Source organism: Streptomyces coeruleoprunus (assembly GCF_039542925.1).
Classification (GTDB): Bacteria; Actinomycetota; Actinomycetes; order Streptomycetales; family Streptomycetaceae; genus Streptomyces; species Streptomyces coeruleoprunus.
The window spans coordinates 2,067,013-2,091,004 of the sequence record NZ_BAABIT010000001.1; the positions used below are offsets into that span (position 1 = coordinate 2,067,013).

General features: G+C 71.4%; 25 protein-coding genes, 1 pseudogene and 1 riboswitch. Of the genes and pseudogenes, 7 read left to right on the plus strand and 19 right to left on the minus strand.

What is annotated here, in order from left to right; translation table 11 throughout:
• Positions 1-10: 10 nt before the first annotated feature.
• Positions 11-550 (minus strand): LOG family protein, encoded by a 540-nt coding sequence (locus tag ABEB09_RS08785; protein WP_345688792.1) that lies wholly within the window; start codon positions 548-550, stop codon positions 11-13.
• Positions 551-641: 91 nt separating this feature from the next.
• A complete protein-coding gene (gene mnmA / locus ABEB09_RS08790; RefSeq protein WP_345688794.1) occupies positions 642-1,772 on the minus strand; it encodes a tRNA 2-thiouridine(34) synthase MnmA in 1,131 nt (376 codons plus the stop codon).
• Positions 1,773-1,832: 60 nt separating this feature from the next.
• Here mnmA and ABEB09_RS08795 point away from each other — a divergent pair, with 60 nt between their 5' ends.
• Positions 1,833-2,552, plus strand: a complete 720-nt coding sequence (locus tag ABEB09_RS08795) for an N-acetylmuramoyl-L-alanine amidase (protein ID WP_345688796.1) — start codon at positions 1,833-1,835, stop codon at positions 2,550-2,552.
• Positions 2,553-2,567: 15 nt separating this feature from the next.
• On the opposite strand, the gene ABEB09_RS08800 is transcribed toward ABEB09_RS08795, so the two are convergent.
• From ABEB09_RS08800 to ABEB09_RS08810, 3 genes are read right to left on the minus strand one after another with little or no spacing between them, the layout of a single operon-like run.
• On the minus strand, positions 2,568-3,731 hold the full coding sequence (locus ABEB09_RS08800; RefSeq protein ID WP_345688798.1) for a cysteine desulfurase family protein: 1,164 nt from the start codon (positions 3,729-3,731) through the stop codon (positions 2,568-2,570).
• A 48-nt stretch (positions 3,732-3,779) separates the two neighbouring features.
• Positions 3,780-4,043, minus strand: a complete 264-nt coding sequence (locus ABEB09_RS08805) for a DUF4190 domain-containing protein (protein ID WP_345688800.1) — start codon at positions 4,041-4,043, stop codon at positions 3,780-3,782.
• Positions 4,044-4,053: 10 nt separating this feature from the next.
• Complete coding sequence (locus tag ABEB09_RS08810; protein ID WP_345688802.1) at positions 4,054-4,218, minus strand: hypothetical protein; 165 nt, start codon at positions 4,216-4,218, stop codon at positions 4,054-4,056.
• A gap of 113 nt (positions 4,219-4,331) precedes the next feature.
• Between ABEB09_RS08810 and ABEB09_RS08815 the strand changes: the two genes are divergently transcribed.
• Positions 4,332-4,955, plus strand: a complete 624-nt coding sequence (locus ABEB09_RS08815) for a TetR family transcriptional regulator (protein WP_345688804.1) — start codon at positions 4,332-4,334, stop codon at positions 4,953-4,955.
• 42 nt (positions 4,956-4,997) lie between these two features.
• On the opposite strand, the gene ABEB09_RS08820 is transcribed toward ABEB09_RS08815, so the two are convergent.
• The 10 genes from ABEB09_RS08820 to ABEB09_RS08865 form a co-directional block, all read right to left on the minus strand.
• Positions 4,998-5,816, minus strand: a complete 819-nt coding sequence (locus ABEB09_RS08820; protein ID WP_345688806.1) for a thioesterase family protein — start codon at positions 5,814-5,816, stop codon at positions 4,998-5,000.
• Between the two features lie 26 nt (positions 5,817-5,842).
• On the minus strand, positions 5,843-6,526 hold the full coding sequence (locus tag ABEB09_RS08825; protein ID WP_345688808.1) for a trimeric intracellular cation channel family protein: 684 nt from the start codon (positions 6,524-6,526) through the stop codon (positions 5,843-5,845).
• 118 nt (positions 6,527-6,644) lie between these two features.
• On the minus strand, positions 6,645-7,736 hold the full coding sequence (locus ABEB09_RS08830; protein WP_345688810.1) for an ABC transporter ATP-binding protein: 1,092 nt from the start codon (positions 7,734-7,736) through the stop codon (positions 6,645-6,647).
• On the minus strand, positions 7,733-8,734 hold the full coding sequence (locus tag ABEB09_RS08835; RefSeq protein WP_345688812.1) for an ABC transporter ATP-binding protein: 1,002 nt from the start codon (positions 8,732-8,734) through the stop codon (positions 7,733-7,735). Before ABEB09_RS08835 ends, ABEB09_RS08830 begins: the two co-directional genes overlap by 4 nt.
• 6 nt (positions 8,735-8,740) lie before the next feature.
• Positions 8,741-9,694: an ABC transporter permease gene (locus ABEB09_RS08840; RefSeq protein WP_345688814.1), complete on the minus strand. Its 954-nt coding sequence runs from the start codon at positions 9,692-9,694 to the stop codon at positions 8,741-8,743.
• Between the two features lies 1 nt (position 9,695).
• Positions 9,696-10,700, minus strand: coding sequence for an ABC transporter permease (locus ABEB09_RS08845; protein WP_345688816.1), 1,005 nt, complete (start codon positions 10,698-10,700; stop codon positions 9,696-9,698).
• 99 nt (positions 10,701-10,799) lie between these two features.
• The gene (locus ABEB09_RS08850; RefSeq protein WP_345688818.1) at positions 10,800-12,470 is read right to left on the minus strand and encodes an ABC transporter substrate-binding protein; all 1,671 of its coding nucleotides are present in this window, start codon (positions 12,468-12,470) and stop codon (positions 10,800-10,802) included.
• A gap of 206 nt (positions 12,471-12,676) precedes the next feature.
• Positions 12,677-13,456 carry an enhanced serine sensitivity protein SseB C-terminal domain-containing protein gene (locus ABEB09_RS08855; protein WP_345688820.1) on the minus strand — a complete coding sequence of 260 codons (780 nt, stop codon included), beginning with the start codon at positions 13,454-13,456 and terminating at the stop codon, positions 12,677-12,679.
• 75 nt (positions 13,457-13,531) lie between these two features.
• Positions 13,532-14,287 (minus strand): enhanced serine sensitivity protein SseB, encoded by a 756-nt coding sequence (locus tag ABEB09_RS08860; protein ID WP_345688822.1) that lies wholly within the window; start codon positions 14,285-14,287, stop codon positions 13,532-13,534.
• 75 nt (positions 14,288-14,362) lie between these two features.
• Positions 14,363-15,013 (minus strand): AAA family ATPase, encoded by a 651-nt coding sequence (locus ABEB09_RS08865; RefSeq protein ID WP_345688824.1) that lies wholly within the window; start codon positions 15,011-15,013, stop codon positions 14,363-14,365.
• A gap of 148 nt (positions 15,014-15,161) precedes the next feature.
• Positions 15,162-15,257: riboswitch (glycine riboswitch) on the plus strand.
• Between the two features lie 158 nt (positions 15,258-15,415).
• Between ABEB09_RS08865 and gcvT the strand changes: the two genes are divergently transcribed.
• The 4 genes from gcvT to ABEB09_RS08885 all read left to right on the plus strand — a co-directional run bounded on the left by gcvT (position 15,416) and on the right by ABEB09_RS08885 (position 19,832).
• Positions 15,416-16,531, plus strand: coding sequence for a glycine cleavage system aminomethyltransferase GcvT (gcvT, locus tag ABEB09_RS08870; protein ID WP_345688826.1), 1,116 nt, complete (start codon positions 15,416-15,418; stop codon positions 16,529-16,531).
• Positions 16,532-16,633: 102 nt separating this feature from the next.
• Positions 16,634-17,008 carry a glycine cleavage system protein GcvH gene (gcvH, locus tag ABEB09_RS08875; protein WP_345688828.1) on the plus strand — a complete coding sequence of 125 codons (375 nt, stop codon included), beginning with the start codon at positions 16,634-16,636 and terminating at the stop codon, positions 17,006-17,008.
• Positions 17,009-17,044: 36 nt separating this feature from the next.
• Positions 17,045-18,301 carry a serine hydroxymethyltransferase gene (gene glyA, locus ABEB09_RS08880; RefSeq protein ID WP_345688830.1) on the plus strand — a complete coding sequence of 419 codons (1,257 nt, stop codon included), beginning with the start codon at positions 17,045-17,047 and terminating at the stop codon, positions 18,299-18,301.
• 163 nt (positions 18,302-18,464) lie between these two features.
• Complete coding sequence (locus ABEB09_RS08885; protein ID WP_345688832.1) at positions 18,465-19,832, plus strand: L-serine ammonia-lyase; 1,368 nt, start codon at positions 18,465-18,467, stop codon at positions 19,830-19,832.
• A 48-nt stretch (positions 19,833-19,880) separates the two neighbouring features.
• On the opposite strand, the gene ABEB09_RS08890 is transcribed toward ABEB09_RS08885, so the two are convergent.
• A complete protein-coding gene (locus ABEB09_RS08890; RefSeq protein ID WP_345688834.1) occupies positions 19,881-20,096 on the minus strand; it encodes an EF-hand domain-containing protein in 216 nt (71 codons plus the stop codon).
• A gap of 93 nt (positions 20,097-20,189) precedes the next feature.
• Here ABEB09_RS08890 and ABEB09_RS08895 point away from each other — a divergent pair, with 93 nt between their 5' ends.
• Positions 20,190-20,828 (plus strand): GNAT family N-acetyltransferase, encoded by a 639-nt coding sequence (locus tag ABEB09_RS08895; RefSeq protein ID WP_345688840.1) that lies wholly within the window; start codon positions 20,190-20,192, stop codon positions 20,826-20,828.
• 25 nt (positions 20,829-20,853) lie between these two features.
• On the opposite strand, the gene ABEB09_RS08900 is transcribed toward ABEB09_RS08895, so the two are convergent.
• The 3 genes and pseudogenes from ABEB09_RS08900 to ABEB09_RS08910 form a co-directional block, all read right to left on the minus strand.
• Positions 20,854-22,035: a YncE family protein gene (locus ABEB09_RS08900; RefSeq protein WP_345688841.1), complete on the minus strand. Its 1,182-nt coding sequence runs from the start codon at positions 22,033-22,035 to the stop codon at positions 20,854-20,856.
• A 370-nt stretch (positions 22,036-22,405) separates the two neighbouring features.
• A complete protein-coding gene (locus ABEB09_RS08905) occupies positions 22,406-22,909 on the minus strand; it encodes an ATP-binding protein (RefSeq protein WP_345688843.1) in 504 nt (167 codons plus the stop codon).
• Positions 22,910-23,117: 208 nt separating this feature from the next.
• Positions 23,118-23,923: pseudogene (locus ABEB09_RS08910) on the minus strand (enoyl-CoA hydratase/isomerase family protein).
• Positions 23,924-23,992 lie beyond the last annotated feature (69 nt).

The window sequence follows — 23,992 nt, forward strand, 5'->3', positions numbered from 1 at the left end:
TCCCGGACCGTCAGGCGATCCCGGCGGTCTCCTCCAGGTACGCCAGGGCCGAGACGGCGTCCTCCGCGAAGAACACCAGCTCGGTGAGCGGGAGCGGCAGGAAGCCCTCCTCGTCCATGCGGCGGAACTGCTGCTTCAGGCCGTCGTAGAACCCCGCGGTGTTGAGCAGGACGACCGGCTTGTCGTGGAGCCCGTGCTTCTTCAGCTCCAGGATCTCGGTGGCCTCGTCGAGCGTCCCGGTCCCGCCGACCATGACCACGACGGCGTCGGCCCGCGCCAGCAGCTCCGCCTTGCGCTCGGCGAGGTCCTTGGCGACGACCATCTCGTCGCAGTCGGGGCGCGCCTTGTCGGACAGGAACTCCACCGAGACGCCCACGAGGCGTCCGCCCGCCTGCTGGACGGCGTCGGCGACGACCTTCATCAGACCGGCGTCCGAGCCGCCCCAGACGAGGGTGTGGCCGCCCTTGGCGAGCAGCTCGCCGAACTCGCGCGCGGGGCCGGTGTAGCGCTCGTCGAGGTCGGCGGCGGAGAGGAAGACGCAGATGTTCATGGCGCAACCGTACGGGGCCGGGGAGGCACGCGGGACAACTCCGGCCCGGGAGCGGGCTGGTCGCCGACAGGGAGCAGCGGCGGGAGCGTGGTCAGGCGGTCGCCGTCGTCGCCGCGCGGCGGGTCGTCGTGGCGATGGTGGCGGAGCCGACCACGCGGGTGCCGTCGTAGAGGACGATCGCCTGGCCCGGGGCGACGCCCCGGACGGGCTCCGTGAAGGTGACCTTCAGTTCGCCGTCGACCAGCTCGGCCGTGACCCCGGTCTCGCCGCCGTGGGCGCGGAGCTGTGCCGTGTACGTGCCGGGGCCCTCCGGGGCCGTGCCGCACCAGCGGGGCTTGATCGCCGTGAGGGCGGTGACGTCCAGGGCCTCGGCGGGGCCGACGGTGACCGTGTTGTTCACGGGCGAGATGTCGAGGACGTAGCGCGGCTTGCCGTCGGGGGCGGGGTGGCCGATGCGCAGTCCCTTGCGCTGGCCGATGGTGAAGCCGTACGCGCCTTCGTGGGTGCCCACCTTGTTGCCGGTCTCGTCGACGATGTCGCCCTCGGCCCTGCCGAGGCGCGAGGCGAGGAAGCCCTGGGTGTCGCCGTCGGCGATGAAGCAGATGTCGTGGCTGTCGGGCTTCTTGGCCACGGCGAGGCCGCGCCGCTCGGCCTCGGCGCGGATCTCGTCCTTCGTGGTGAGGGTGTCGCCGAGGGGGAACAGGGCGTGCGCGAGCTGCTTCTCGTCGAGGACGCCGAGCACGTACGACTGGTCCTTGGCCATGTCGGAGGCGCGGTGGAGCTCCCGCGTGCCGTCCTCGTGCGTGACGATCGTGGCGTAGTGGCCGGTGCACACCGCGTCGAAGCCGAGCGCCAGCGCCTTGTCGAGCAGCGCGGCGAACTTGATCTTCTCGTTGCAGCGCAGGCACGGGTTGGGCGTCCGGCCCGCCTCGTACTCGGCGACGAAGTCCTCGACGACGTCCTCGCGGAAGCGGTCGGCCAGGTCCCACACGTAGAAGGGGATGCCGATGACGTCGGCGGCGCGCCGGGCGTCGCGCGAGTCCTCGATGGTGCAGCAGCCGCGTGCGCCGGTGCGGAACGACTGCGGGTTCGCGGACAGCGCCAGGTGCACCCCGGTCACGTCGTGTCCCGCCTCGGCTGCGCGGGCGGCGGCGACGGCGGAGTCCACACCGCCGGACATGGCGGCGAGGACGCGGAGGGGGCGCGGGGAGGTCTCAGTCATAGCCCTACCAGGGTACGGGGCGCCGGGAACCGTCGCGCCGCGATCGGCGTTCACCGGGACATGGGGAGCAAGAACAGGGGCGGGAGCCGCGACAAGAGCGCCCGGATGGGGCGGCGGGCCGTGCTGATCGGCGGCGGCGCGGCCCTGGCGGGCGCGGCCGTGCTGGGCCAGGACGAGCTGCGGCGTGCCTGGTGGCGGCTGCCGGGTACGGAGCGCAAGCGCGTCGAGGGCGAGCTGGACCACCAGGGCGCGCAGTGGACGGCGGCGGCGCGGGCGAACTGGCGGCGCGCGGACCGCCCGGCCGACTACGCCGTGGACCGGATCGTGGTCCATGTGGTGCAGGGCAGCTTCGCCACGGCGCTGCGGGTGTTCAAGAACCCGGGGCACGGGGCGGCGGCGCACTACGTGGTGGGCAAGGACGGGCGCATCGCGCAGATGATCCGGGAGCTGGACGTGGCGTTCCACGCGGGGAACCGGGACATGAACGAGCGGAGCATCGGCATCGAGCACGAGGGTTTCGTGGACCGGCCGCAGGACTTCACCCCGGCCATGTACGCCTCGTCGGCGAAGCTGGCGGCGGACATATGCGCGCGGTACGGCATACCGGTCGACCGGGAGCACATCATCGGCCACGTCGAGGTGGCGGGCACGGACCACACGGACCCTGGCCCGCACTGGGACTGGGACCGCTACATCCGCCTCGTACGGGAGGCGGCCGCGGCACGCACGTCGTCGCCCTCGCCCTCGCCTGCCGCGGCGGCCGGGCGGCCCACGGGCTGAGCGCGCGCCGCCCCGTCAGGTGAGGCCGGCCGTGCGGGCGCGTTCCACCGCCGGGCCGATCGCCTTGGCGACCGCCTCGACGTCGGCGCGGGTCGAGGTGTGGCCGAGGGTGAAGCGCAGGGTGCCGCGTGCCAGGTCCGGGTCGGTGCCCGTGGCCAGCAGCACATGGCTGGGCTGGGCGATGCCGGCCGTACAGGCGGAGCCGGTGGAGCACGCGATGCCCTGGGCGTCCAGGAGGAGCAGCAGGGAGTCGCCCTCGCAGCCGGGGAAGGTGAAGTGGGCGTTGGCGGGGAGCCGGTCGACGGGGTCGCCGCCCAGGATGGCGTCGGGGACGGCGGAGCGGACGGCGGCGACCAGCTCGTCGCGCAGGGCGCCGATCTCGCGGGCGAAGTCCTCGCGGCGCTCGGTGGCCAGGCGGGCGGCGACGGCGAAGGCGGCGACGGCGGGCACGTCGAGGGTGCCGGAGCGGACGTGGCGCTCCTGGCCGCCGCCGTGGAGCACCGGCACGGGGCTGTGGTCGCGGCCGAGGAGGAGCGCCCCGATCCCGTACGGGCCGCCGATCTTGTGGCCGGAGACAGTCATGGCGGCGAGCCCGGAGTCGGCGAAGCCGACCGGGACCTGGCCGACGGCCTGGACGGCGTCGGCGTGCAGCGGGATGCCGAACTCGTGGGCCACGTCGGCGAGTTCGCGGATCGGCATGACGGTGCCGATCTCGTTGTTGGCCCACATGACGGTGGCCAGGGCGACGGTCTCCGGGTGGTCCCCGACGGCCTCGCGGAGCGCCTCGGGGTGCACCCTGCCGTACCGGTCGACGGTCAGGTACTCGACGGTGGCGCCCTCCTGGTCGCCGAGCCAGTGGACGGCGTCGAGGACGGCGTGGTGTTCGACGGGGCTCGCGAGGATGCGGACGCGGCGCGGGTCGGCGGTGCGGCGGGACCAGTACAGGCCCTTGACGGCGAGGTTGTCGGCCTCGGTGCCGCCGGAGGTGAGGACGACCTCGCTGGGGCGCGCGCCGAGCGCCTCGGCGAGCATCTCGCGGCCCTCCTCGACGGTACGGCGGGCCCGGCGGCCGGCGGCGTGCAGCGAGGACGCGTTCCCGGTCACGGCGAGCTGGGCGGTCATCGCCTCGATCGCCTCGGGGAGCATCGGGGTGGTCGCGGCGTGGTCGAGGTAAGCCATGGTGCCCCCGATTCTACGAGCCGGGTGCGGGCCTCCGGCGGGGGCGTATCAGGCCATAGTCCAGGACACGGTGCCGTTCAGGGTCACGAGCGCGGCGAGCAGGACGAGGTCGGCGACGCCGAGGGCGAGTCCGAGGAGGGCGCGGCCGCGCCGGGCGGTGCCGTGGCGCAGGGCGAGCGCGGCGAGTCCGATGGCGATGGGGCCGAGGACGATGTTGAGGACGAGCAGTCCGACGAGGCCGAGGACGAAGGCGGCGACGGCCATGCCGTCGGCGTCCCGGCGCGGGTCCGCCGTGCGTGCGGCGAGTTCCATGGCGGGTTCCTCAGCTGTGGCCGCGCTGCTTGCGGGCCTGGCGTTCACGGACGGCGAAGGCGAGCAGCCAGGCGGCGATGACGCCGGCGGCGACGGCCGTGACGGGGACGGGCACCAGGGCGGCGGTGCCGATGACGATGCCGAGCAGGAGCAGGGCGGCGACGAGGAAGAGCATCCGGCTGCCTCTCGTGAGGGACGTTCCGTAGAGGTAACAACTGTGCACTGACTGCTCAGTCTATATACGCGCCGCGCTGGATCCGTTCGGAGAACGGTTGTTTACTCCATGGCATGAGTCACACCACCGGTGTCCGGCAGGCCCAGAAGCAGAGGACCCGTCAGGCCCTGCTGGATGCCGCGCTCGTCCTGCTGGAGGACCAGAGCCTCAACAGCCTCGGACTGCGCGAGGTGACCCGCGCCGTCGGCATCGCCCCGACGGCTTTCTACCGCCACTTCTCCGACACGGCGGACCTGGGGGTGGCGCTCGTGGACCAGGCGCTGGGCAGCCTGCACGGCACGATCCGTACGACGCTGGCGGCGACCGGCGACACCGAGGAGCGGATCGCGGGGACCGTCGCCCTGATCGCCGCGCTGGTACGGGAGTTCCCGGCGCACGTGCGGTTCCTGGCGCGGGAGCGGCACGGCGGGGTGGAGCTGGTGCGGGACGCGATCGGCGAGCAGCTGGAGCGGTTCGCGCGGGAGGTGGCCGACGAGTTGGCCACCCACCCGGACACGGCCGGGTGGGAGCGGCAGGACCTGCTGATGCTGGCGGGGCTGTACGTCGACCACATGGTGATGACCGCCTCCGCCTTCCTGGCGGCCGGCCCCGACGCGGCGGCACAGGAACGGGTGGCACAGGTGGCCCGCCGGCGCCTGCGCCTGGTGGCCCTGGGCAGCCGCCACTGGCTGGACTGACGCGAGGCGACCGGGTGCGGTGCGCCGGGGGGCCGCCGAGTGTCAGCCGCGCGGTGCGCGGGCCAGTTGGCGGGACTGGGCGACCAGGCGGTCGGCGCTGTCCCAGACCTCGGCGTCCTCCTCCAGGAAGCCGCCGGCGAGGTTGCGGGTGGTGATGGCGACCCGCAGCGGGCCCGGGGCCGGGCGGCAGCGGATGTGGGTGGTCAGTTCGACGGTCGGCGTCCAGCCGTTGAGGCCGAGGTCGAACGCGGTCGGCGGCAGCGCGTCGACCGTCAGGAGCAGGGACAGCGGGTCCGGGTCGCGCCCGTCGGCGAGGCCGAACCAGCCACGGACCTCGCCCGCGCCGGACGGGGCGCCGACGGCCCAGCCGATGGTCGCCGGGTCGAGCTTGATGTCCAGCAGCCGGGCGATCTCGGCGGAGCCGGGCAGCGGCGCGGGCGCGTCCGAGGGGCCGAGGCAGTGCTCGTACGGAGGGATGACCGGCGGCTTGGCGCTGGTCCGTACGTCGTCGGACAGCGCGTCGAGGTCGCCGTACGTGGCGAGGACGCGGATGCGCTCGACCTCGGTGCCGTCCTCGGCGTACTGGAAGAGCGACGCCTGGCCCGTGGAGAGGCCGCGCCCGGTGCGGACGGTCTCGGTCCGGATCACCGCGGGGCCGGGAAGCGAGGGCGCCAGGTAGTGCGCGGACACCGCGAACGGGTGGGGGTGCGGGAGGGCTTCCCCGAGTGCGCGGCCCAGCAGGGCGAGCAGGTAGCCGCCGTTGACCACGCCGAAGATGGTCCAGCCCGAGGAGAGGTCGGCGTCGTAGACACCGGGCGCGCGGAGGGTCACCGCGGTGTCGCGGTCGAACTGACTGTCCATGGCCAGAACCGTACAACAGCAAACTACTAAGCGGTAGCTTTTGTGCCTGGTGCCGTCTCCTCCCTCGCCGCGCTCCGCCGGTTCCAGGCTCGGGGCGCCCGCCAGTGGTAGCGCAGCGCGAGCAGCCGCAGGATGAACGCCGCGAGGGCGGCGACCGCGCTGGTGAACGGGTTGAGCGCCTCGAACCGGATGAACAGCACGACCATCGTCGAGCCGACGATCGCGGGCACCGCGTACAGGTCGCGGTCCCAGCGCAGCAGCGACGGCGCCTCGTTGGCGAGCACGTCCCGCAGGACGCCGCCCCCGACGGCGGTGGCCAGCCCGAGCACGGCCGACTGGGTCAGGCCGAGCCCGTACTCGTACGCCTTGGTCGTGCCGGCCACGCAGAACAGGCCGAGGCCCGCCGCGTCGAAGACGTTCACGGCGGCCTGCGTGCGCTCGACGACCGGGTGCAGGAAGAAGACCAGGACGGTGGCGACCAGGGGCATGAGGAAGTAGCCGAGGTCCGTGAAGGCGGCCGGCGGTACGGCTCCGATGACCAGGTCCCGGAAGAGGCCGCCGCCCAGGGCGGTGACCTCCGCGAGGACCGCCATGCCGAAGACGTCGAAGTTCTTGCGGACGGCGAGGAGGGCACCGGAGATCGCGAAGACGAAGATGCCGGCAAGGTCGAGGGCGTGGAGGACGGAGGGGGTGAACAGATCCTGGAGCACCGCACTGTTGTACCTCGCCGTGCCGGTTCCCCGGGGCACCCGCCCCTCCGCTGCGGGGTTCCACCCGTGGGTGGGCGCAGCGGAGGGGGTGCGGCCCGGGGGCCGGTCACCGGTGGCACTACGCCGTCTTCGTCACCGGCTCCGTCGGCTCGGCCGGAGGCTCGTCCGGGATCGCCGCGTTCAGGACCGCCTCCACGTCCGTCGGACGGGTCGGTTCCAGCTCGCCCGCCTCGATCTCGGCCGCGAAGTGGCAGGCCACCCGGTGGCCGTCGCCCGTGTCCGTCAGTTCCGGCCGCTCCTCCGCGCAGCGCGGCTGCGCCCACGGGCAGCGGGTGTGGAAGCGGCAGCCGGCCGGGGGGTTCGCCGGGGAGGGGAGGTCACCGTGGAGCAGGATGCGCTCACGGCGGTCCTCGACCTCCGGGTCCGGCACCGGCACGGCCGACATCAGGGCCCTGGTGTACGGGTGCTTCGGCGCCGCGTACAGCGCGTCGCTCGGGGCCTCCTCGACCAGGGAGCCGAGGTACATGACGCCGATGACGTCCGAGATGTGCCGGACGACCGCCAGGTCGTGGGCGATCACCAGGTAAGTGAGGCCCAGCTGCTCCTGGAGCTCCTCCAGCAGGTTGATCACCTGGGCCTGGATGGACACGTCCAGCGCCGAGACGGGCTCGTCGCAGATGATGACGTCCGGCTCCAGGACCAGCGCCCGGGCGATGCCGATGCGCTGGCGCTGGCCGCCGGAGAACTCGTGCGGGTAGCGGGCGAGCGAGTTGGCCGGCAGGCCCACGCGCGCCAGGATCGCCTTGATCTTCTCGCGGCGCTCCTCCTGGTTCGCCCCGATGCCGTGCGCGAGCATGCCCTCGGAGAGGATCGACTCGATGTTCTGGCGGGGGTTGAGGCTGCCCAGCGGGTCCTGGAAGACCATCTGGAGGCGGCGCCGGAACCGGCGCATCTCCTCGTCGGGCAGCTTCGCCAGGTCCGTACCGTCGAAGACGACCTCGCCGTCCGTGATGTCGACCAGCCGCAGCACGGCCCGGCCCAGGGTCGTCTTGCCGCAGCCGGACTCGCCGACCAGGCCGTACGTCTGGCCGGACTCGACCTTCAGCGAGACGCCGTCGACGGCGTACACATGGCCGACCGTACGGTCGAAGAGGAGGCCCTTCTTGACGGGGAAGTGGACCTTCACACCGTCGAGTTCGAGCAGACTCATGCCGGGACCTCCGACTTCGCCGGGGCGGGCAGGACCGGGTTGACGCAGCGCACCCGGTGCCCCTCCGCCCGTGGTTCCGTGAGCTCGGGCGTGCCGGTCAGGCACTCCATCGTGTAGAAGTCGCAGCGCGGCGCGAACGCGCAGCCGTCCGCCCAGGCGATCTTGTCGTTGATGGATCCGCGGATCGGGTTCAGCGGCTCGCCGCGCGGGGCGTCCAGCCGCGGGATCGAGCCGAGGAGCCCGTGCGCGTACGGGTGCGTCGGGTGGGCGAACAGCTCCCGGCGCCCGGCGGACTCCACCGCCTTGCCCGCGTAGAGGACGTTCACCTCGTCGCACAGACCCGCCACGACGCCCAGGTCGTGGGTGATCATCAGCAGGGCGGTGCCCTCCTGGTCCACCAGCTCCTTGAGCAGCTCCAGGATCTGCGCCTGGATCGTCACGTCGAGGGCCGTCGTCGGCTCGTCGGCGATCAGCAGCCGCGGGGCGCACGCCACCGCCATGGCGATGAGGGCGCGCTGCCGCATACCGCCGGACAGCTGGTGGGGGTACTCCTTGAGGCGCCGGTTCGGGTCGGGGATGCCGACCCGGTCCAGCAGGTGCGCGGCCTCCTTGCGGGCGGCCTCGCCCTTCAGCCCGCGGTGGCGCTGGAGGATCTCGGTGACCTGGACGCCGATCGGGATGACCGGGTTCAGCGAGGACAGCGGGTCCTGGAAGATCATCGCGAGGCGGCTGCCCCGCATGTCCCTGATCTTCTTCGGGCTCATGGTGAGCAGGTCCTCGCCGTCGAACTCGGCGCGCCCCCCGATGGTGACGCCCTTGCGGGGCAGGAGCCCCATGAGGGCGAGGGAGGTCACGGACTTGCCGCAGCCCGACTCGCCGACCAGGCCGACGACCTGGCCCTGGTCCACGGTGAAGGAGACCCCGTCGACGGCCGTGGAGGGCTTGCGTCCGCGTCCGCCGAAGGTGACGGTGAGTTCGTCAACAGTGAGCAGTGGCATGGCAGGTCAGCCTCGCAGCTTCGGGTCGAGGGCTTCGCGCATGGCCTCGCCGAGCAGGGTGAAGCCGAGGGCGGTGATGATGATCCCGACCGCCGGGTAGACGGCCATCATCGGCGCGTTGTCGAAGAACCGCTGCGCCTGGGAGAGCATCACGCCCCACTCGGGGACGGCCGGGTCCGGGTTGCCGAGGCCCAGGTAGGACAGGGCGGCGGCCTCGATGATCGCGGTGGCGAGGCTGAGGGTCGCCTGGACGATCACGGGGCTCAGCGAGTTCGGCAGGATCTGCGTCAGGACGATCCGCCGGCGTCGTACGCCGAGGGCCTTGGCCGCCAGCACGTAGTCGGAGCCGCCCTGGGCGAGCATCGAACCGCGCAGGAGCCGGGCGAAGACCGGGATCTGGACGACACCGACGGCGATCATCACGGTCGTCAGGGACTGGCCCATGACGGCCGCGATGGAGACGGCGAGCAGCAGCGACGGCAGCGACAGCAGGATGTCGATGAACCGCATGACGACGGTGTCGACGCGCCGGCCCGCCTTGCCGCCGAGGGTGGCGGCGGCGCCGGACAGCATGCCGATCAGCGCGCCGACGAGCAGGCCGATGAGCATGGACACGACGCCGACGAGGAGCGTCTGGCGGGCGCCGACGAGCATCCGCGAGAACGTGTCGCGGCCGAGGTGGTCCAGGCCGAACCAGTTCTCGCCGCGCATGCCGACGAACTTGCCCTGGTTGGGGAAGACCTCGCCGCGCCAGGTCTGCGCGGTCGGCGTGTAGGGCGCGAACCACGGCCCGACGATCGCCACGACGACGAACACGCCGATGATGACGGCGCCGATGACGGCCATCTTGCTGGCCTTCAGCCGGCGGAACGCCTCGCGCCACAGGCTGGCGCCGGAGGTGGTCTCGTTCGCCTGGGTGAGTTCCGCGAGGCGGTCGATCTTGTCTGTCTTGGTGGACACGTCAGTTCACCCGCACTCTCGGGTCAATGAGGCTGTACGCCAGGTCGACCAGCAGGTTGATGACGACGTACACCATCGCGATGAACATGATGAAGCCGACGAGCACCGGGTAGTCGCGGGCATCGATCGCGTCCTTGATGAAGGAGCCGATGCCGCCGAAGGCGAACACCGACTCGGTGAGGACCGCGCCGGACAGCAGCGAGCCGGTCAGCAGGCCGACCGCGGTGACCACGGGCAGGAGCGCGTTGCGCAGCACGTGGCGGACGCGGACGACGCTCTTCTCCAGGCCCTTGGACTCGGCGGTGCGGACGTAGTCCTCGCCCAGCACCTCCAGGACGCTGGCGCGGGTCATCCGGACGATGACGGCCAGGGGGATGGAGGAGAGTGTGACGGCCGGCAGGACGAGGTGGACGATCGCGTCCCACGCCGCGTCGAGCTCGCCGGTGAGGACGCCGTCGAGGATGGCGAATCCGGTGACCTCGGTGGCGTCGATGCCGGTCGAGAGCCGTCCGTAGCTGGGGAAGATGCCGAGCTCGACGGCGAAGATGCCCTTGAGGATCAGGGCGAGGAAGAACACCGGTACGCAGATGCCGAGCAGCGAGCCGGACACCGAGGCCACGTCGAGCCAGCCGCCGCGCCGCTTGGCGGCGAGGTAGCCGAGCGGGACGCCGACGACCACGGCGATGAGCATGGCGGCGATGCTGAGTTCCACGGTGGCCGGGAAGCGCAGGGCGAACTCGTCCCACACGGGCTGGCCGGTCTTCGTGGACGTCCCGAGGTCGAGCTGGAAGATGCGCTTGAGGAAGCGGCCGTACTGCACCCAGACGGGCTGGTCGAGGCCCAGCGCCCGGTTGATGCGCGCCACTTCGGTCGGCGTAGCCCGTTCGCCCAGGATCGCTGAGGCGGGTCCGCCGGGCAGGCGGTTCAGCCAGAGGAAGAGGAGAACCGACAGGCCGAGCAGGGTGGGTATCAGCTGTAGCAGTCGTCGTACGACAAGTCGCAGCACCCCGCGTGCCCCTTTCTTACGTGTCTTACGTCTACGTGAGAAGCGGGTCCGCCCGGCCACGCTGTGGTGTGGCCGGGCGGACCCCGCGTGCGGATGCGCTTACTTGAAGGAGACCTCGGCGAAGTTCTCCTGCGTCAGCGGGGAGACCTTCGGCGGGTTCACGTTCTTGCCGAACGCGATCGCGGGCGGCGACGAGGAGATCGGGAGACCCGGCAGGTACGCCATGATCTTCTCGTTGGCGGCCTTGTACGCCTCGACGCGCTTGGCCGGGTCCGTCTCCTTGGAGGCGGCGGTCACGGCGCTGAAGACGGCCGGGTCCTTGAAGCCCCACTGCTTGTCGTACTCGGCGAACCAGGTACCGATGAAGTTGTAACCGTCGTTGAAGTCACCGGTCCAGCCCAGCATGTGCAGGGCGCAGGCACCGGCCTCGGTGGCGTCCAGGTAGTCCGGGGCCCACTTCATCGGCTTCGGGGTGACGGTGATGCCGGCCTTCTCCAGGTCCGACTTCATCAGCTCGAAGATGTCCTGCGGGGCCGGCATGTAGGGCCGGGTGACCTCGGTCGGGTAGCAGAACTCGATCTTCAGCTTGGACTCGCCGGCGGCGGCCAGCAGCTGCTTGGCCTTGTTGGTGTCGAACGGGTACGTCGGCACCTTGTCGGACCAGCCGGCGACCGTGTCGGGCATGAACTGGGTCGCGGCCTTGCCGCCCTCGGGCAGCTGGGTCTTGACGATGTTCTCGCGGTCGATGGCGTGCGCGATGGCCTGGCGGACCTGCGGCTTCTTCAGCGCCGGGTTCTTCTCCTGGGTCATGCCCACGTAGAAGATGTTGAAGACGTCACGCGTCGGAACCTGGAAGCCCTCCTTCTCCAGGGTCTTCACGTCCGCCGGGGACACCAGGTCGTAGCCGTCGATGTCACCGGCCTGCAGCGCCTGCCGCCGGCCCTCCTCGGTGGCGATCGTACGGAAGACCAGGTTCTTCACCTTGGCCTTGTCGCCCCAGTAGTCGTCGAAGCGCTCGAGGGAGACTTCCTTGTTGCCCTTGTTCCACTTCACGATCTTGTACGGGCCGGTGCCGGCGACCGTGCCGGCCTCCTGGCTGTACTTGGGGTACGTGATGGCGTCGCCCTTGCCGCTCGCCGCCTGCTTCTCGTACTCCTTGACGGCCTTGGGCGAGTGGATCGCCAGGGCCTGGAGCGAGAAGCCGCCGGGCAGGTTCGCCGAGGGCTCGTGGACCTCGATGACCGCGGTGTTCTCGTCCTTGGCGGTGCAGGACTTGTAGTTGGGCTTGGGGGCTTCCTTGTCCTCGTTCTTCTTGAAGCCGCCCATGATGGACTGCCAGTAGTACGAGACGGCGCTCGACTGGTACGTACCGGTCCAGTTGAACCAGTGGTCGTAGTTGGCGCAGACGGCCGCGGCGTTGAACGCCTCGCCGTCGTGGAACTTCACGCCCTTGCGCAGGTTGAAGGTCCACACCGTGCCGGCCGGGTTGCTCGACCAGGTCTCGGCGAGGCCGCCGACCAGCTTGCTGCCGCCGGACTCGTGCTCCAGCAGCGCCTCGAACGCCTGGCGGGTGACCCGGAAGGTCTCTCCGTCGCTGGCGAGGGCGGGGTCCAGTGAGCCCGGGTCACCGGCACCGGCGAACACGAAGGTGTCCTTGTCACCGCCCTTGTCGCCGTCCTTGCCACGCTCACTGGCGCAGCCCGTGGCGATCATTCCGACGGCCAGCGCCGCGGTGACCGCGCGGACGGCGCGGGACTTGAGTATTCGCATGGGCCACCCCTGGTTTGGCCTAGTGAATGAGGTCTTGACCGGCCGAACACTACCGACGGGTGGCATCGCGGAGAACAGTCCGGATAGCGGTGATACCTAGTCGAGACCCGGACACTCACCAAACCGGTCACATCCGGGACAAGACCGCTGTCCGAGTTAACACCCCGGACACACAGGGGAGTTCGCGGCGGCTACTGAACGGCAGTTCAGCGCTGCTGCGGGTAGCCGTAGCCCGAGGTGCCCGGGGCGGGCGGGGCCAGGTGGGCCTCGCGGTCGTAGAAGGGCCGCGCGTTGGCGCGCAGCCACATGGCGACCGGGTCGTAGCCGTCCGACATGGCGACCGTGGAGACCGGCAGGCCGTCCGGGACGGCGGCGATGGACTGCTGCATCATGGCGCGGACGGCGTCGACGGACGCCTGGCCCGTGTCGTACAGGTCGAGGCCGATGGCGAGGTACGGCGTGCCGAGCGCGGGCTGCACCCAGGCACGGCGCAGGGAGCGGACGGCGGGGGTGCGGTGGGCGTTCTGGGTGAGCAGGGCGTAGAACTGCGGGAGCTCGATGGCGGGCTCGGTGAGCCGCAGCGGTCCGGCGGGCATGCGGTCCAGGCCGGTGGCGATGCGGCGCAGGTCGGCCCAGGGGATGCCGACGCCGCCGCCGGGTGCGTGCGGGTTGAGCCAGATGCCCCAGCGGTCGGGGTACAGGGCGCGGGCGACCTCGCGGACGGGGACGACCTCGTGCGCGCGGTTCCAGCCGGAGGCGGCCAGCTCCTGGGCGGAGGTGACGCACGGGGCGTAGCCGAAGCCCTCGACCTCCATGTTCCCGTACTGCGCGTCGGAGGAGCCGGCGCTGCCGTGCCAGAGCAGCATCCAGACCTGGCCGTCGGCGAGTGCGTGCAGCAGCGCCTCGTAGGCGTCGTAGCGCCCGGGCGTCACCTGCCGCAGCATGTGCTCGACCTGTCCGGCCGCCGCGGTGCCTGACGCGCTCACCTGGATCCCGCCCCTCTTCCTTCCCCGTCCACCCGGACCAGCTTAGGGCCTGCCCGCCTGATCCGGCGGCCGGTGTCAGACCGTGTGCTCGCGTTGGTAGAAGGGGCGGAGCCGGTCCAGCATCCAGTCGCCGACGGGGTCCTGGGCCACGTCGAGGAGGACGAGGTTGACCGGCCAGGGCACCGGGACGCGGCCGAGGGCCCGGCCGAGGGCGTCCATGGGGACCGTGCGGTCGGGGCCCTCCCAGGAGGACAGCTGGACGCCGATGAACAGCGTCGGCGGCTCGCCCTCGACGCTGGCCAGGGCGCGGCGCGCGGTGAGGACGAGGCCGGCCGCCTCGAACTCGGCGCCGGCGGCGGCCAGGAAGTCCACCGGGTCGTCCTGCCAGTCGGGTTCGAACAGGCGGACGCGGGCGCCGCTCGCGGGCCCGTCGAGGGGCGTGCGGCCGGCCCGGCACAGCTGGGCGACGGCGGGCGGGGGCAGTGGCGCGCCGACGGCCCCGCCCGGGTTCACGGCGATGCCGAGCTGCGGGGGCAGGCCGCGGGCGAACTCGACGGCGGGCGCGACGGTGTACGGCATGTGGTCGCCTACGCAGCTGCGGAACTGCGCCTCGGAGCTGTACACGGGGACGTACGGCAGTCCGTCGACCTCCAGCGTGGGCAGGTCGAGGTCCGGGCTGTCGGGGCCGCCGCCGTTGGGGAGGGGCACCCAGACGGGGCTGCGGCCGAGGACCTCGACGATGCGGCCGCCGGCGGCGGGGTTCCCGAGGGCGGCGGAGAGCACCTCTTCCAGCTCGTTGGCCGGCCAGGTGGTGGCCGCTGCGGTGTCCACTGGTGTCCCTCGTCCCTTCCCGTGTGCGCGTGCGGGCGCCACCCTAGCGTGCACGGCGGGGGTGTTGTCCGATGATCAGACGAAGGCGATCCGGGTGAGGGCGGTGGCCGCCGCGCGGTCCAGCAGCACCGCCGAGGAACAGCCCCGGGGCAGCACGCCCCTCTCGGCGTCGCGCAGGAGGCGGCCCACCGCGCGGCGGTGCCGCGTGAAGGCGTACCCGGACACGCGGCGGCCGCGGGCGCGCTGGCCGTCGCGGGCGGTGGAGGGCGGGACGTCGAGCAGCACGAGGTGCAGGGCGCGGCCGCGACGGCGGGCCGCGCGGGCGAGCCAGCCGCGCACCCAGGCCTGGGTCCCGCAGTCGTGGACGACCAGGCTCTCGCCGGAGCGCAGGGCGCTGTGCAGTCCGGCGTAGTGCGCGATCCGGACGAGGGGCCGGTAGACGGCGTACGGCAGGAAGCGGGGGACGCGGCGCTCCCAGCGCTCGCGAGTGTCCTGGGAGTCGATGGCGCGGCCGGGGACGGCCCGGCCGATCAGGGTGGACTTGCCGCTGCCGGGCAGGCCGGAGACGACCACGACGTCCCCTTCGGCGAAGGTCAGCGCCCTGGGGGCGTGTCCGGCGCGGTCGCGCAGGTCGCGCAGGACGGCGAAGACGGACGCGGGCGCGGCCGTCTGCTGTGCGGGCACACCCGCGGTTGTCGCGTACGCACCGGACCGATGCACCGTCATGGTCCCTCCCTGCTCGGCTCCCCCTCACCCTTGCCCAAAAAGTGTAAAGAAATGGTAATACCGCTCAAGTGATTTAACCGGCCCGAACCTTTGCCATTCCGAACCCACGTGCAATGATGTGCGCGCCGACAACCACATACCGGCCGATCGAATCCGTGCGGGAGAGTCCCGGGCAGCGGTGTCCGGGCGCCGAAGGAGCAAGTTCCTCCCTTGAATCTCTCAGGCCCCGTACCGCACGGATGAGGCAGATCTGAAAAGCGAGCCGCCACCCGCCAGGGCGGACGGCTCCACCCAAGGTGCAAGCCGCGGGCCCCGCAGGGGTCACGGCGAACCTCTCAGGTTCCGATGACAGATGGGGAGGACCGTCCTCGCCCGTCATGCCCCGGACCTGGGAGCCCCTTCATGACCACAGCCCCCCGCCGTACCGCCCTCGATGCCCTGCATCGCTCGCTGGGCGCCACGATGACCGACTTCGCCGGCTGGGACATGCCGCTGCGGTACGGCAGCGAGCGCGACGAGCACACCGCCGTGCGCACCAAGGCCGGCCTGTTCGACCTCTCCCACATGGGTGAGATCACCGTCACCGGCCCGCAGGCGGCCGACCTGCTGGACCACGCGCTCGTCGGCAACATCGGCGGCGTCGGCGTGGGCCGCGCCCGCTACACGATGATCTGCCGCGAGGACGGCGGCATCCTCGACGACCTGATCGTGTACCGGCTCCAGGAGCAGGAGTACATGGTTGTCGCCAACGCCTCCAACGCCCAGGTGGTGCTCGACGCCCTCACCGAGCGGGCGGCCGGCTTCGACGCCGAGGTGCGCGACGACCGCGACGCCTACGCGCTGATCGCCGTGCAGGGCCCCGAGTCCCCCGGCATCCTGAAGTCGCTCACCGACGCCGACCTGGACGGCCTGAAGTACTACGCCGGCCTCCCGGGCACGGTCGCGGGCGTGCCCGCGCTGATCGCCCGCACCGGCTACACCGGCGAGGACGGCTTCGAGCTGTTCGTGGAGCCGCAGCACGCCGAGAAGCTGTGGCAGGCGCTCACCGAGGCCGGCCAGGGCGTCGGCCTGATCCCCTGCGGCCTGTCCTGCCGCGACACGCTGCGCCTGGAGGCGGGCATGCCGCTGTACGGGCACGAGCTGACGACGGCGCTGACGCCGTTCGACGCGGGCCTCGGCCGGGTCGTGAAGTTCGAGAAGTCCGGTGACTTCGTGGGCCGCGCCGCTCTGCAGGCCGCGGCCGAGCGCGCCGAGACCGCCCCGCCGCGCAAGCTCGTCGGACTGGTCGCCGAGGGCCGCCGGGTGCCGCGCGCCGGCATGCCCGTGGTCGCCGCCGGCGAGGTGATCGGCGAGGTGACCTCCGGCGCCCCGTCGCCGACGCTGGGCAAGCCGATCGCGATGGCCTACGTGGACGCGGCGCACGCCGCTCCCGGCACCCCGGGCGTCGGCGTCGACATCCGCGGCACCCACGAGCCGTACGAGGTCGTGGCGCTGCCGTTCTACAAGCGCCAGAAGTGACACGCTCGCCGGATCGTGCCCGGTCCGGACGTGACCGGGACGTGATCCCGCACACTCCCTCCCCGTTCACCACCACTCCCCGCGTACAGGAGAATTCAGGTCATGAGCAACCCCGAGCAGCTGCGCTACAGCAAGGAGCACGAGTGGCTGTCGCCCGCCGAGGACGGCGTCGCGACGGTCGGTATCACGGAGCACGCGGCCAACGCCCTCGGTGATGTCGTGTACGTCCAGCTCCCCGACGTCGGCACCACGGTGACCGCGGGCGAGACCTGCGGCGAGCTGGAGTCGACCAAGTCCGTCAGCGACCTGTACTCGCCGGTGAGCGGTGAGGTCGTCGAGGCGAACCAGGAAGTCGTGGACGACCCGTCGCTGGTGAACACCGCTCCGTTCGAGGGCGGCTGGCTGTTCAAGGTGCGCGTCGCGGAGGAGCCGGCCGATCTGCTCTCCGCCGCCGAGTACACCGACTACGCCGGCTGACCCTGCCGATCGAGCCCCGACCCTAGGGACCGTCTGATGTCGCTTCTGAACACGCCTCTCCACGAGCTGGACCCGGATGTCGCCGCCGCCGTCGACGCCGAGCTCCGCCGCCAGCAGAACACCCTGGAGATGATCGCCTCGGAGAACTTCGCTCCGGTCGCGGTCATGGAGGCCCAGGGCTCCGTCCTGACCAACAAGTACGCCGAGGGCTACCCCGGCCGCCGCTACTACGGCGGCTGCGAGCACGTCGACGTGGTCGAGCAGATCGCCATCGACCGCATCAAGGAGCTGTTCGGCGCCGAGCACGCCAACGTGCAGCCCCACTCGGGTGCGCAGGCGAACGCCGCCGCGATGTTCGCCCTGCTCAAGCCGGGCGACACGATCATGGGCCTGAACCTCGCGCACGGCGGGCACCTGACCCACGGCATGAAGATCAACTTCTCCGGCAAGCTGTACAACGTGGTCGCGTACCACGTGGACGACAGCGGCATCGTGGACATGGCCGAGGTCGAGCGCCTGGCCAAGGAGTCCAAGCCGAAGCTGATCGTGGCCGGCTGGTCCGCCTACCCGCGCCAGCTGGACTTCGCGGCGTTCCGCCGGATCGCCGACGAGGTCGGCGCGTACCTGATGGTCGACATGGCCCACTTCGCGGGCCTCGTGGCGGCCGGGCTCCACCCGAACCCGGTGCCGCACGCCCACGTGGTGACGACGACCACGCACAAGACGCTGGGCGGCCCGCGCGGCGGCGTCATTCTGTGCACCGCCGAGCTGGCCAAGAAGATCAACTCCGCGGTCTTCCCCGGCCAGCAGGGCGGCCCGCTGGAGCACGTCATCGCGGCGAAGGCGGTCTCCTTCAAGGTCGCGGCGAGCGAGGAGTTCAAGGAGCGCCAGCGGCGCACCCTGGAGGGCTCGAAGATCATCGCCGAGCGCCTGGTCCAGCGCGACGTCACCGAGGCGGGTGTCTCCGTCCTCTCCGGCGGCACGGACGTCCACCTGGTCCTGGTCGACCTGCGCAACAGCGAGCTCGACGGCCAGCAGGCCGAGGACCGGCTCCACGAGGTCGGCATCACGGTCAACCGGAACGCCATCCCGAACGACCCGCGGCCGCCGATGGTCACGTCGGGCCTGCGGATCGGCACGCCGGCGCTGGCCACGCGCGGCTTCCAGGCGGAGGACTTCACGGAGGTCGCCGACATCATCGCCGAGACGCTGAAGCCGTCCTACGACGCGGACGCGCTCAAGGCCCGGGTGACGGCCCTCGCCGCGAAGCACCCGCTTTACCCTGGTCTGTAAGCGTTACGTACGTAACAGACCAAACCGGGGGCACCGCGCACACTGGACGGTGAGTGCGGTGCCCCGTCTCATGCCCCATCCCCGGTCACCCCGGGAACAGCCCGCGCAAAGCCCTGCACCACCCCGGCAGACAGCGGCGTCTACCAACCCAAGGAGTACCCCCGTGGCCATCTCGGTCTTCGACCTGTTCTCGATCGGCATCGGCCCCTCCAGCTCCCACACGGTCGGCCCCATGCGGGCGGCCCGGATGTTCGCGCGCCGCCTGAAGAACGAGGGCCTGCTCGCCCACACCCGGGCGATACGGGCGGAGCTGTACGGCTCGCTCGGCGCCACCGGCCACGGCCACGGCACCCCCAAGGCGGTGCTCCTGGGCCTGGAGGGCGACTCGCCGCGGACCGTCGACGTGGAGACCGCCGACGACCAGGTCGAGCGGATCAAGGCCGCCAAGCGCATCAACCTCCTCGGCGCACACGAGATCGCCTTCGACTTCGACGAGGACCTCGTCCTGCACCGCCGCAAGGCTCTCCCGTACCACGCCAACGGCATGACCCTGTGGGCGTACGACGCCGAGGGCGGCGCGCTGCTGGAGAAGACGTACTACTCGGTGGGCGGCGGGTTCGTCGTCGACGAGGACGCGGTCGGCGAGGACCGGATCAAGCTCGACGACACCGTCCTGAAGTACCCCTTCCGCACCGGTGACGAGCTGCTGCGCCTCACGAAGGAGACCGGCCTGTCGATCTCCGCGCTGATGCTGGAGAACGAGAAGGCCTGGCGCACCGAGGAGGAGATCCGCGAGGGTCTGCTGGAGATCTGGCGTGTGATGCAGGCCTGCGTCTCGCGCGGCATGTCCCGCGAGGGCATCCTGCCTGGCGGCCTGAAGGTCCGCCGCCGGGCCGCGACCACCGCGCGCAAGCTGCGCTCCGAGGGCGACCCGCAGGCCCTCGCCATGGAGTGGATCACCCTCTACGCGATGGCCGTGAACGAGGAGAACGCGGCGGGCGGCCGGGTCGTGACGGCCCCGACGAACGGCGCGGCCGGCATCATCCCGGCGGTGCTGCACTACTACATGAACTTCGTGCCCGGCGCCGACGAGGAGGGCGTGGTCCGCTTCCTGCTCGCCGCGGGTGCGATCGGCATGCTCTTCAAGGAGAACGCCTCGATCTCCGGCGCCGAGGTGGGCTGCCAGGGCGAGGTCGGCTCGGCCTGCTCCATGGCGGCCGGCGCGCTCGCCGAGGTGATGGGCGGCTCGCCGGAGCAGGTGGAGAACGCCGCCGAGATCGGCATGGAGCACAACCTGGGCCTGACGTGCGACCCGGTGGGCGGCCTCGTGCAGATCCCGTGCATCGAGCGCAACGGCATGGCCGCCGTGAAGGCGGTCACGGCGGCGCGCATGGCCATGCGCGGCGACGGCAGCCACAAGGTGTCGCTGGACAAGGTCATCAAGACCATGAAGGAGACCGGCGCGGACATGTCGGTCAAGTACAAGGAGACCGCGCGAGGCGGTCTCGCGGTGAACATCATCGAGTGCTGAACGCGGTGGCGCCCGGCCCGTGCGGGCCGGGCGCCGACCGGGGCGGCGTCAGGCCTTGTTCAGGTGCGCCCAGAACTCGTCCCAGCTGAGCTGTCCGTCGCCGTTGCCGTCCTGGACGTTGATGACGGCCTGCGCCACGGTCTCGGTGACGTTGAAGTCCCCCAGCTCCGCCATGACGCTCTTGTACTCGGCCGCCGTGATGAACCCGTCGCCGTTCACGTCGTAACGGTCGAAAGCCTTGCGCGCAGACTCGATGTCCGCCATCGCTCCACCCCTTCGTGATCTCTGTACTACGGCGGCCAGGGTATCGGGAGGGACGGTGGACGCCTCCGGTGGCCCATGGGTCAGGATGGACACATGAGCGACACGGTGGCCCGCATTCTCGCGGCGGCGGCACGGGGCGAGTTCCCCGCGCCGGACGGCTCCACGACGATCGTCCCCCAGCCGAGCCGGCGCGACGCCGGGGTGCTGGCCTTCACCGCCCACTCGGTGGTCTTCACCGACGAGGACCCCGCGTGGGTGTGCGCCGAGCTGGCGGCCACCGGCGCCGATCCGCTGGCGGCGACGATGAACCCGCGCTTCCTGACGGCGCTGATGGACCGTACGGGCCGGCACATGGACACCGTCGACCTGCTGACGGTGGCGTCCGCGCTGCCGGGTGAACCGCCCCTGCCCCTGCGGGAGATCGAGGACCCCGACCACCCGCGCGTGGTGCGGGCGCGGAAGTACCGCGACGACGTACGGGTGTGGCGGGCCGAGGGCGGGGTCGTCGTCCTGGGGCGCGCCGTCGCCGGCCGCTGGGAGGCGGCCGTCGAGCTGGACGACGACGCCCGGGGGCGGGGCCTGGGTGTCCGGCTCGCCCTGGCGGCCCGCCACCTGGTGCCGGACGCGTACGTGTGGGCCCAGCAGCCGCCGGGCAACGCCCGCAGCGTGCGCACCTTCCAGGCGGGCGGCTACCGCCCGGTGTGCGCGGAGGCGCTGCTCGTCGCCGGCTGAGCGGCCCCGTGCCGTCCGGGGCGCGTCAGCGGAAGACGCCCGTGTGGCCGAGCGAGTAGCGGCCCGGCTGCGGGTAGACGGCCAGGCCGTGGGGGCCGCCGCCGACGGGGATGCGGGCGAGCTGCTTGCCGGTCCTCGTGTCGATCGCGTACACCTCGGAGTCGTACCTGCCGGACAGCCAGAGCACCTTGCCGTCGGCCGAGACGCCGCCCATGTCCGGGGAGCCGCCGTCGGGCAGCCACCACTTCTTGGTCAGCCTGTTCTTGGTGAAGTCGAAGACGGAGATGGAACCCTCGCCGCGGTTGGGGACGTACATCTCCTTGGAGTCGCGCGAGACGTACAGGCCGTGGCAGCCCTTGCCGGTGGGCAGGAGCCTCGGGGTGGTGAACTTCTCGCCGTCCAGGACCCACATGCCGTGCGCCATCATGTCGGCGATGTAGAACGTCCTGCCGTCGGGCGAGAGCTTCACGTCCTGCGGCATGGCCCCGTTGAAGGGGAGCTTCTGCTGGGCGACGACCTTCATCTTCTCCGTGTCGACCTTGAGGAGTTCGCCGGAGAACTCGCAGGAGACGACGAAGTAGCGTCCGTCGGCGGAGAAGTCGGCGTGGTTGACGCCGTAGCAGGAGACCGGCTCCGTGTGGCGGCGTTCCATGGTGTGCGGGTCGCGGAAGACCAGCTCCCGGTCGAGGGAGGCCATGACGACGGCGTACTTGCCGTTGGGCGTGAAGTAGAGGTTGTACGGGTCGTGGACATCGACGTCCTTGCCGCGCACGCCGGTCGCGGGGTCGATGGGCGTGAGCGTGTGGCCCTGGTTGTTGTTGACCCAGAGGGTCTTGAGGTCCCAGGAGGGCACGACGTGCTGGGGGTGCTTGCCGACCGGGATGGTCTCGATGACCTTGTACGTCTTCGGGTCGATGACCGAGACCGTGTTGGAGAGCGTGTTGGGGACGTACACGCGGGAGGGGAAGCCCTTGACCACCGGGGAGAGCCGGCCCGGCCGGTCGGCGGCGTAGACGTCCTTGGGGTCGAGGAGGGGCGGCATGCCCGGGAGCCCAGCGGGACCCGCGGGGGCGGCCTTCTTCGTGGCCGCCGGGGGCGCTGCGGCCTTCGTGGTGCCGGCGCGGTCGTCGGACGTGCCGCAACCGGCGAGGGCGGCCAGCAGCGCGGCCGCGAGGAGGCACGTCGAACGCTTCGTCAGATGCAGCATGCGCACCATTTAAGGGCGATTCCGGAGGGAAAATAACGATTGACCCATGAGGCCATGTTCGGGTCGACGGACCGTTGAGTTCCGGCCATTGAGGATTCACTCACCGTGCACGATATTTATGCATAGATTGAGAGGCGAGTGGCCCATTTCACCTCGGATTCCATGGTCTACTGACCGGTTTGTACCCCTATGTTGCGGTAGGGGCTTTTGGCGGCAAGGCCCCCCGTCTGCCATAGTCGAGACACACGACCCCGTTGACCCGGGCCAGGTCGTCGACAGCACCTCGGACACACCCCTGATTCCGTCCGCGGTGCGCACAGGAAAGCCCCCGCGGTGCGCCGGACCACGGCGCACAGGGGGCTTTCGCGCGTCAGCGGTCGGTGACCCTCATCTCGAACCAGGTGTTCTTGCCCCGGGGCAGCAGGTCGACACCCCACCGGTCGGAGAGCTTGTCGACGAGGAACAGTCCACGGCCGCTGGTGTCCAGCTCGTGCACGGGCATCAGACAGGGCAGCCCCCGCGAGGGGTCGCGCACCTCGACCCGGATCCAGCCGCGACGGCGGAGCATCCGCAGGCCGAACACCCGCGCGCCGGTGTGCCGGACGGCGTTTCCCACGAGTTCGGAGACGAGCAGGATGGCGTGCTCGGCGATCTGCGGGCCGAGCGACCACTGCCGCAGGACGACACACTGGGTGAGACGCCGGGCGGTCGCCGCGGACTCCGGACGGGAGGGCAGCCGCACCTCCTCCACCGTGGGGTCGCCGAACAGCTCCAGTGCCTTGAGTGCCTGTTCGTCGTCCGCGGTCGGTACCCACCGCGCGGCGGTAGCGCTGCCGCGCTGCCACGGTTGCTCCACACCATCCAGCCCCGCCATGCCCCCCATGATGGCCGTCCGGCGGGGCCCGCGGGGCGGTTCCGCGGGAATCGATCCGGCGCGGGCGCCCGCCCCGCGGCGAGCGGCTGGCATATGACGGAGGCAACCAGGAGCCTCTATAGCCATTCTGACCTGCGATGACGCCCCGCATTCGCATGATCACGGGGCGCGCCTCCCCGACCTGGCTCAATGGTGACCTGAAGCCCCTTTAAACCACCCGCAGGGCTGAACTTCCAACAGGCCCCGAGTCAGCGGAACTTGGCCTTCCCGGGCCCTCCTCGACGAAGCTGCGCATGCCGCGCTCGCGGTCCTCTGTGGCGAAGAGCCCCGCGAACCAGTTCCGTTCGATGGTGAGCCCGGTGTCGATGTCCGTCTCCAGGCCGCCGTCGACGGCCTCCTTGGCGGCGCGCAGCGCCAGCGCCGGCCCTGGGCGAGCTTGGCGGCCCAGGCGTGCGCCTGGTCGTACACCTCCTCCGCCGGGACGACACGGTCGACGAGGCCCATCACCAGCGCCTCGTCGGCCTTCACGTGACGACCCGTGAAGATGAGGTCCTTGGCCTTGGACGGGCCGACGAGCCGGGCGAGCCGCTGGGTGCCGCCGGCACCCGGGATCAGGCCCAGCAGGATCTCGGGCTGGCCCAGCTTGGCGTTCTCGCCGGCGATCCGGTAGTCGGCGCACAGGGCCAGCTCGCAGCCGCCGCCCAGGGCGTACCCGGTGACGGCGGCGACGACCGGCTTGGGGATCCGGGCGACGGCGGTGAAGGAGTCCTGGAGCGCCTTGGCCCGCAGCACCATGGCCCGGTGGTCCATGGCCTGCATCTCCTTGATGTCCGCGCCGGCCGCGAACACCTTCTCGCCGCCGTACAGCACCACCGCGCGGACGTCGTCCCGGGCCGCGGCCTCCTCGGCGAGGTCCTTGAGCAGGTCCTGGGTGGCGATGTCCAGGGCGTTCATCGGGGGGCGGTTGAGCCGGATCGTGCCGACACCCGCCGAGACTTCGAGAGTGACTGTCATACGGGGCAGGTTAGCCCGCGTTAACGGAGCCGGGACGCGGGCGGGCCCGGTGCCGTTGATCACAGCACC

Coding starts and splice junctions, on each gene's coding strand:
- ABEB09_RS08895 (WP_345688840.1), top strand. CDS start 20,190: ATGAGCGACACGGTGGCCCGCATTCTCGCGGCGGCGGCACGGGGCGAG.
- mnmA (WP_345688794.1), bottom strand. CDS start 1,772: ATGACTGAGACCTCCCCGCGCCCCCTCCGCGTCCTCGCCGCCATGTCC.
- ABEB09_RS08800 (WP_345688798.1), bottom strand. CDS start 3,731: ATGGCTTACCTCGACCACGCCGCGACCACCCCGATGCTCCCCGAGGCG.
- ABEB09_RS08820 (WP_345688806.1), bottom strand. CDS start 5,816: ATGGACAGTCAGTTCGACCGCGACACCGCGGTGACCCTCCGCGCGCCC.
- ABEB09_RS08805 (WP_345688800.1), bottom strand. CDS start 4,043: ATGGAACTCGCCGCACGCACGGCGGACCCGCGCCGGGACGCCGACGGC.
- glyA (WP_345688830.1), top strand. CDS start 17,045: ATGTCGCTTCTGAACACGCCTCTCCACGAGCTGGACCCGGATGTCGCC.
- ABEB09_RS08810 (WP_345688802.1), bottom strand. CDS start 4,218: ATGCTCTTCCTCGTCGCCGCCCTGCTCCTGCTCGGCATCGTCATCGGC.
- ABEB09_RS08830 (WP_345688810.1), bottom strand. CDS start 7,736: ATGAGTCTGCTCGAACTCGACGGTGTGAAGGTCCACTTCCCCGTCAAG.
- ABEB09_RS08905 (WP_345688843.1), bottom strand. CDS start 22,909: ATGGCGGGGCTGGATGGTGTGGAGCAACCGTGGCAGCGCGGCAGCGCT.
- gcvT (WP_345688826.1), top strand. CDS start 15,416: ATGACCACAGCCCCCCGCCGTACCGCCCTCGATGCCCTGCATCGCTCG.
- ABEB09_RS08785 (WP_345688792.1), bottom strand. CDS start 550: ATGAACATCTGCGTCTTCCTCTCCGCCGCCGACCTCGACGAGCGCTAC.
- ABEB09_RS08850 (WP_345688818.1), bottom strand. CDS start 12,470: ATGCGAATACTCAAGTCCCGCGCCGTCCGCGCGGTCACCGCGGCGCTG.
- ABEB09_RS08795 (WP_345688796.1), top strand. CDS start 1,833: ATGGGGAGCAAGAACAGGGGCGGGAGCCGCGACAAGAGCGCCCGGATG.
- ABEB09_RS08835 (WP_345688812.1), bottom strand. CDS start 8,734: ATGCCACTGCTCACTGTTGACGAACTCACCGTCACCTTCGGCGGACGC.
- ABEB09_RS08815 (WP_345688804.1), top strand. CDS start 4,332: ATGAGTCACACCACCGGTGTCCGGCAGGCCCAGAAGCAGAGGACCCGT.
- gcvH (WP_345688828.1), top strand. CDS start 16,634: ATGAGCAACCCCGAGCAGCTGCGCTACAGCAAGGAGCACGAGTGGCTG.
- ABEB09_RS08890 (WP_345688834.1), bottom strand. CDS start 20,096: ATGGCGGACATCGAGTCTGCGCGCAAGGCTTTCGACCGTTACGACGTG.
- ABEB09_RS08900 (WP_345688841.1), bottom strand. CDS start 22,035: ATGCTGCATCTGACGAAGCGTTCGACGTGCCTCCTCGCGGCCGCGCTG.
- ABEB09_RS08865 (WP_345688824.1), bottom strand. CDS start 15,013: ATGACGGTGCATCGGTCCGGTGCGTACGCGACAACCGCGGGTGTGCCC.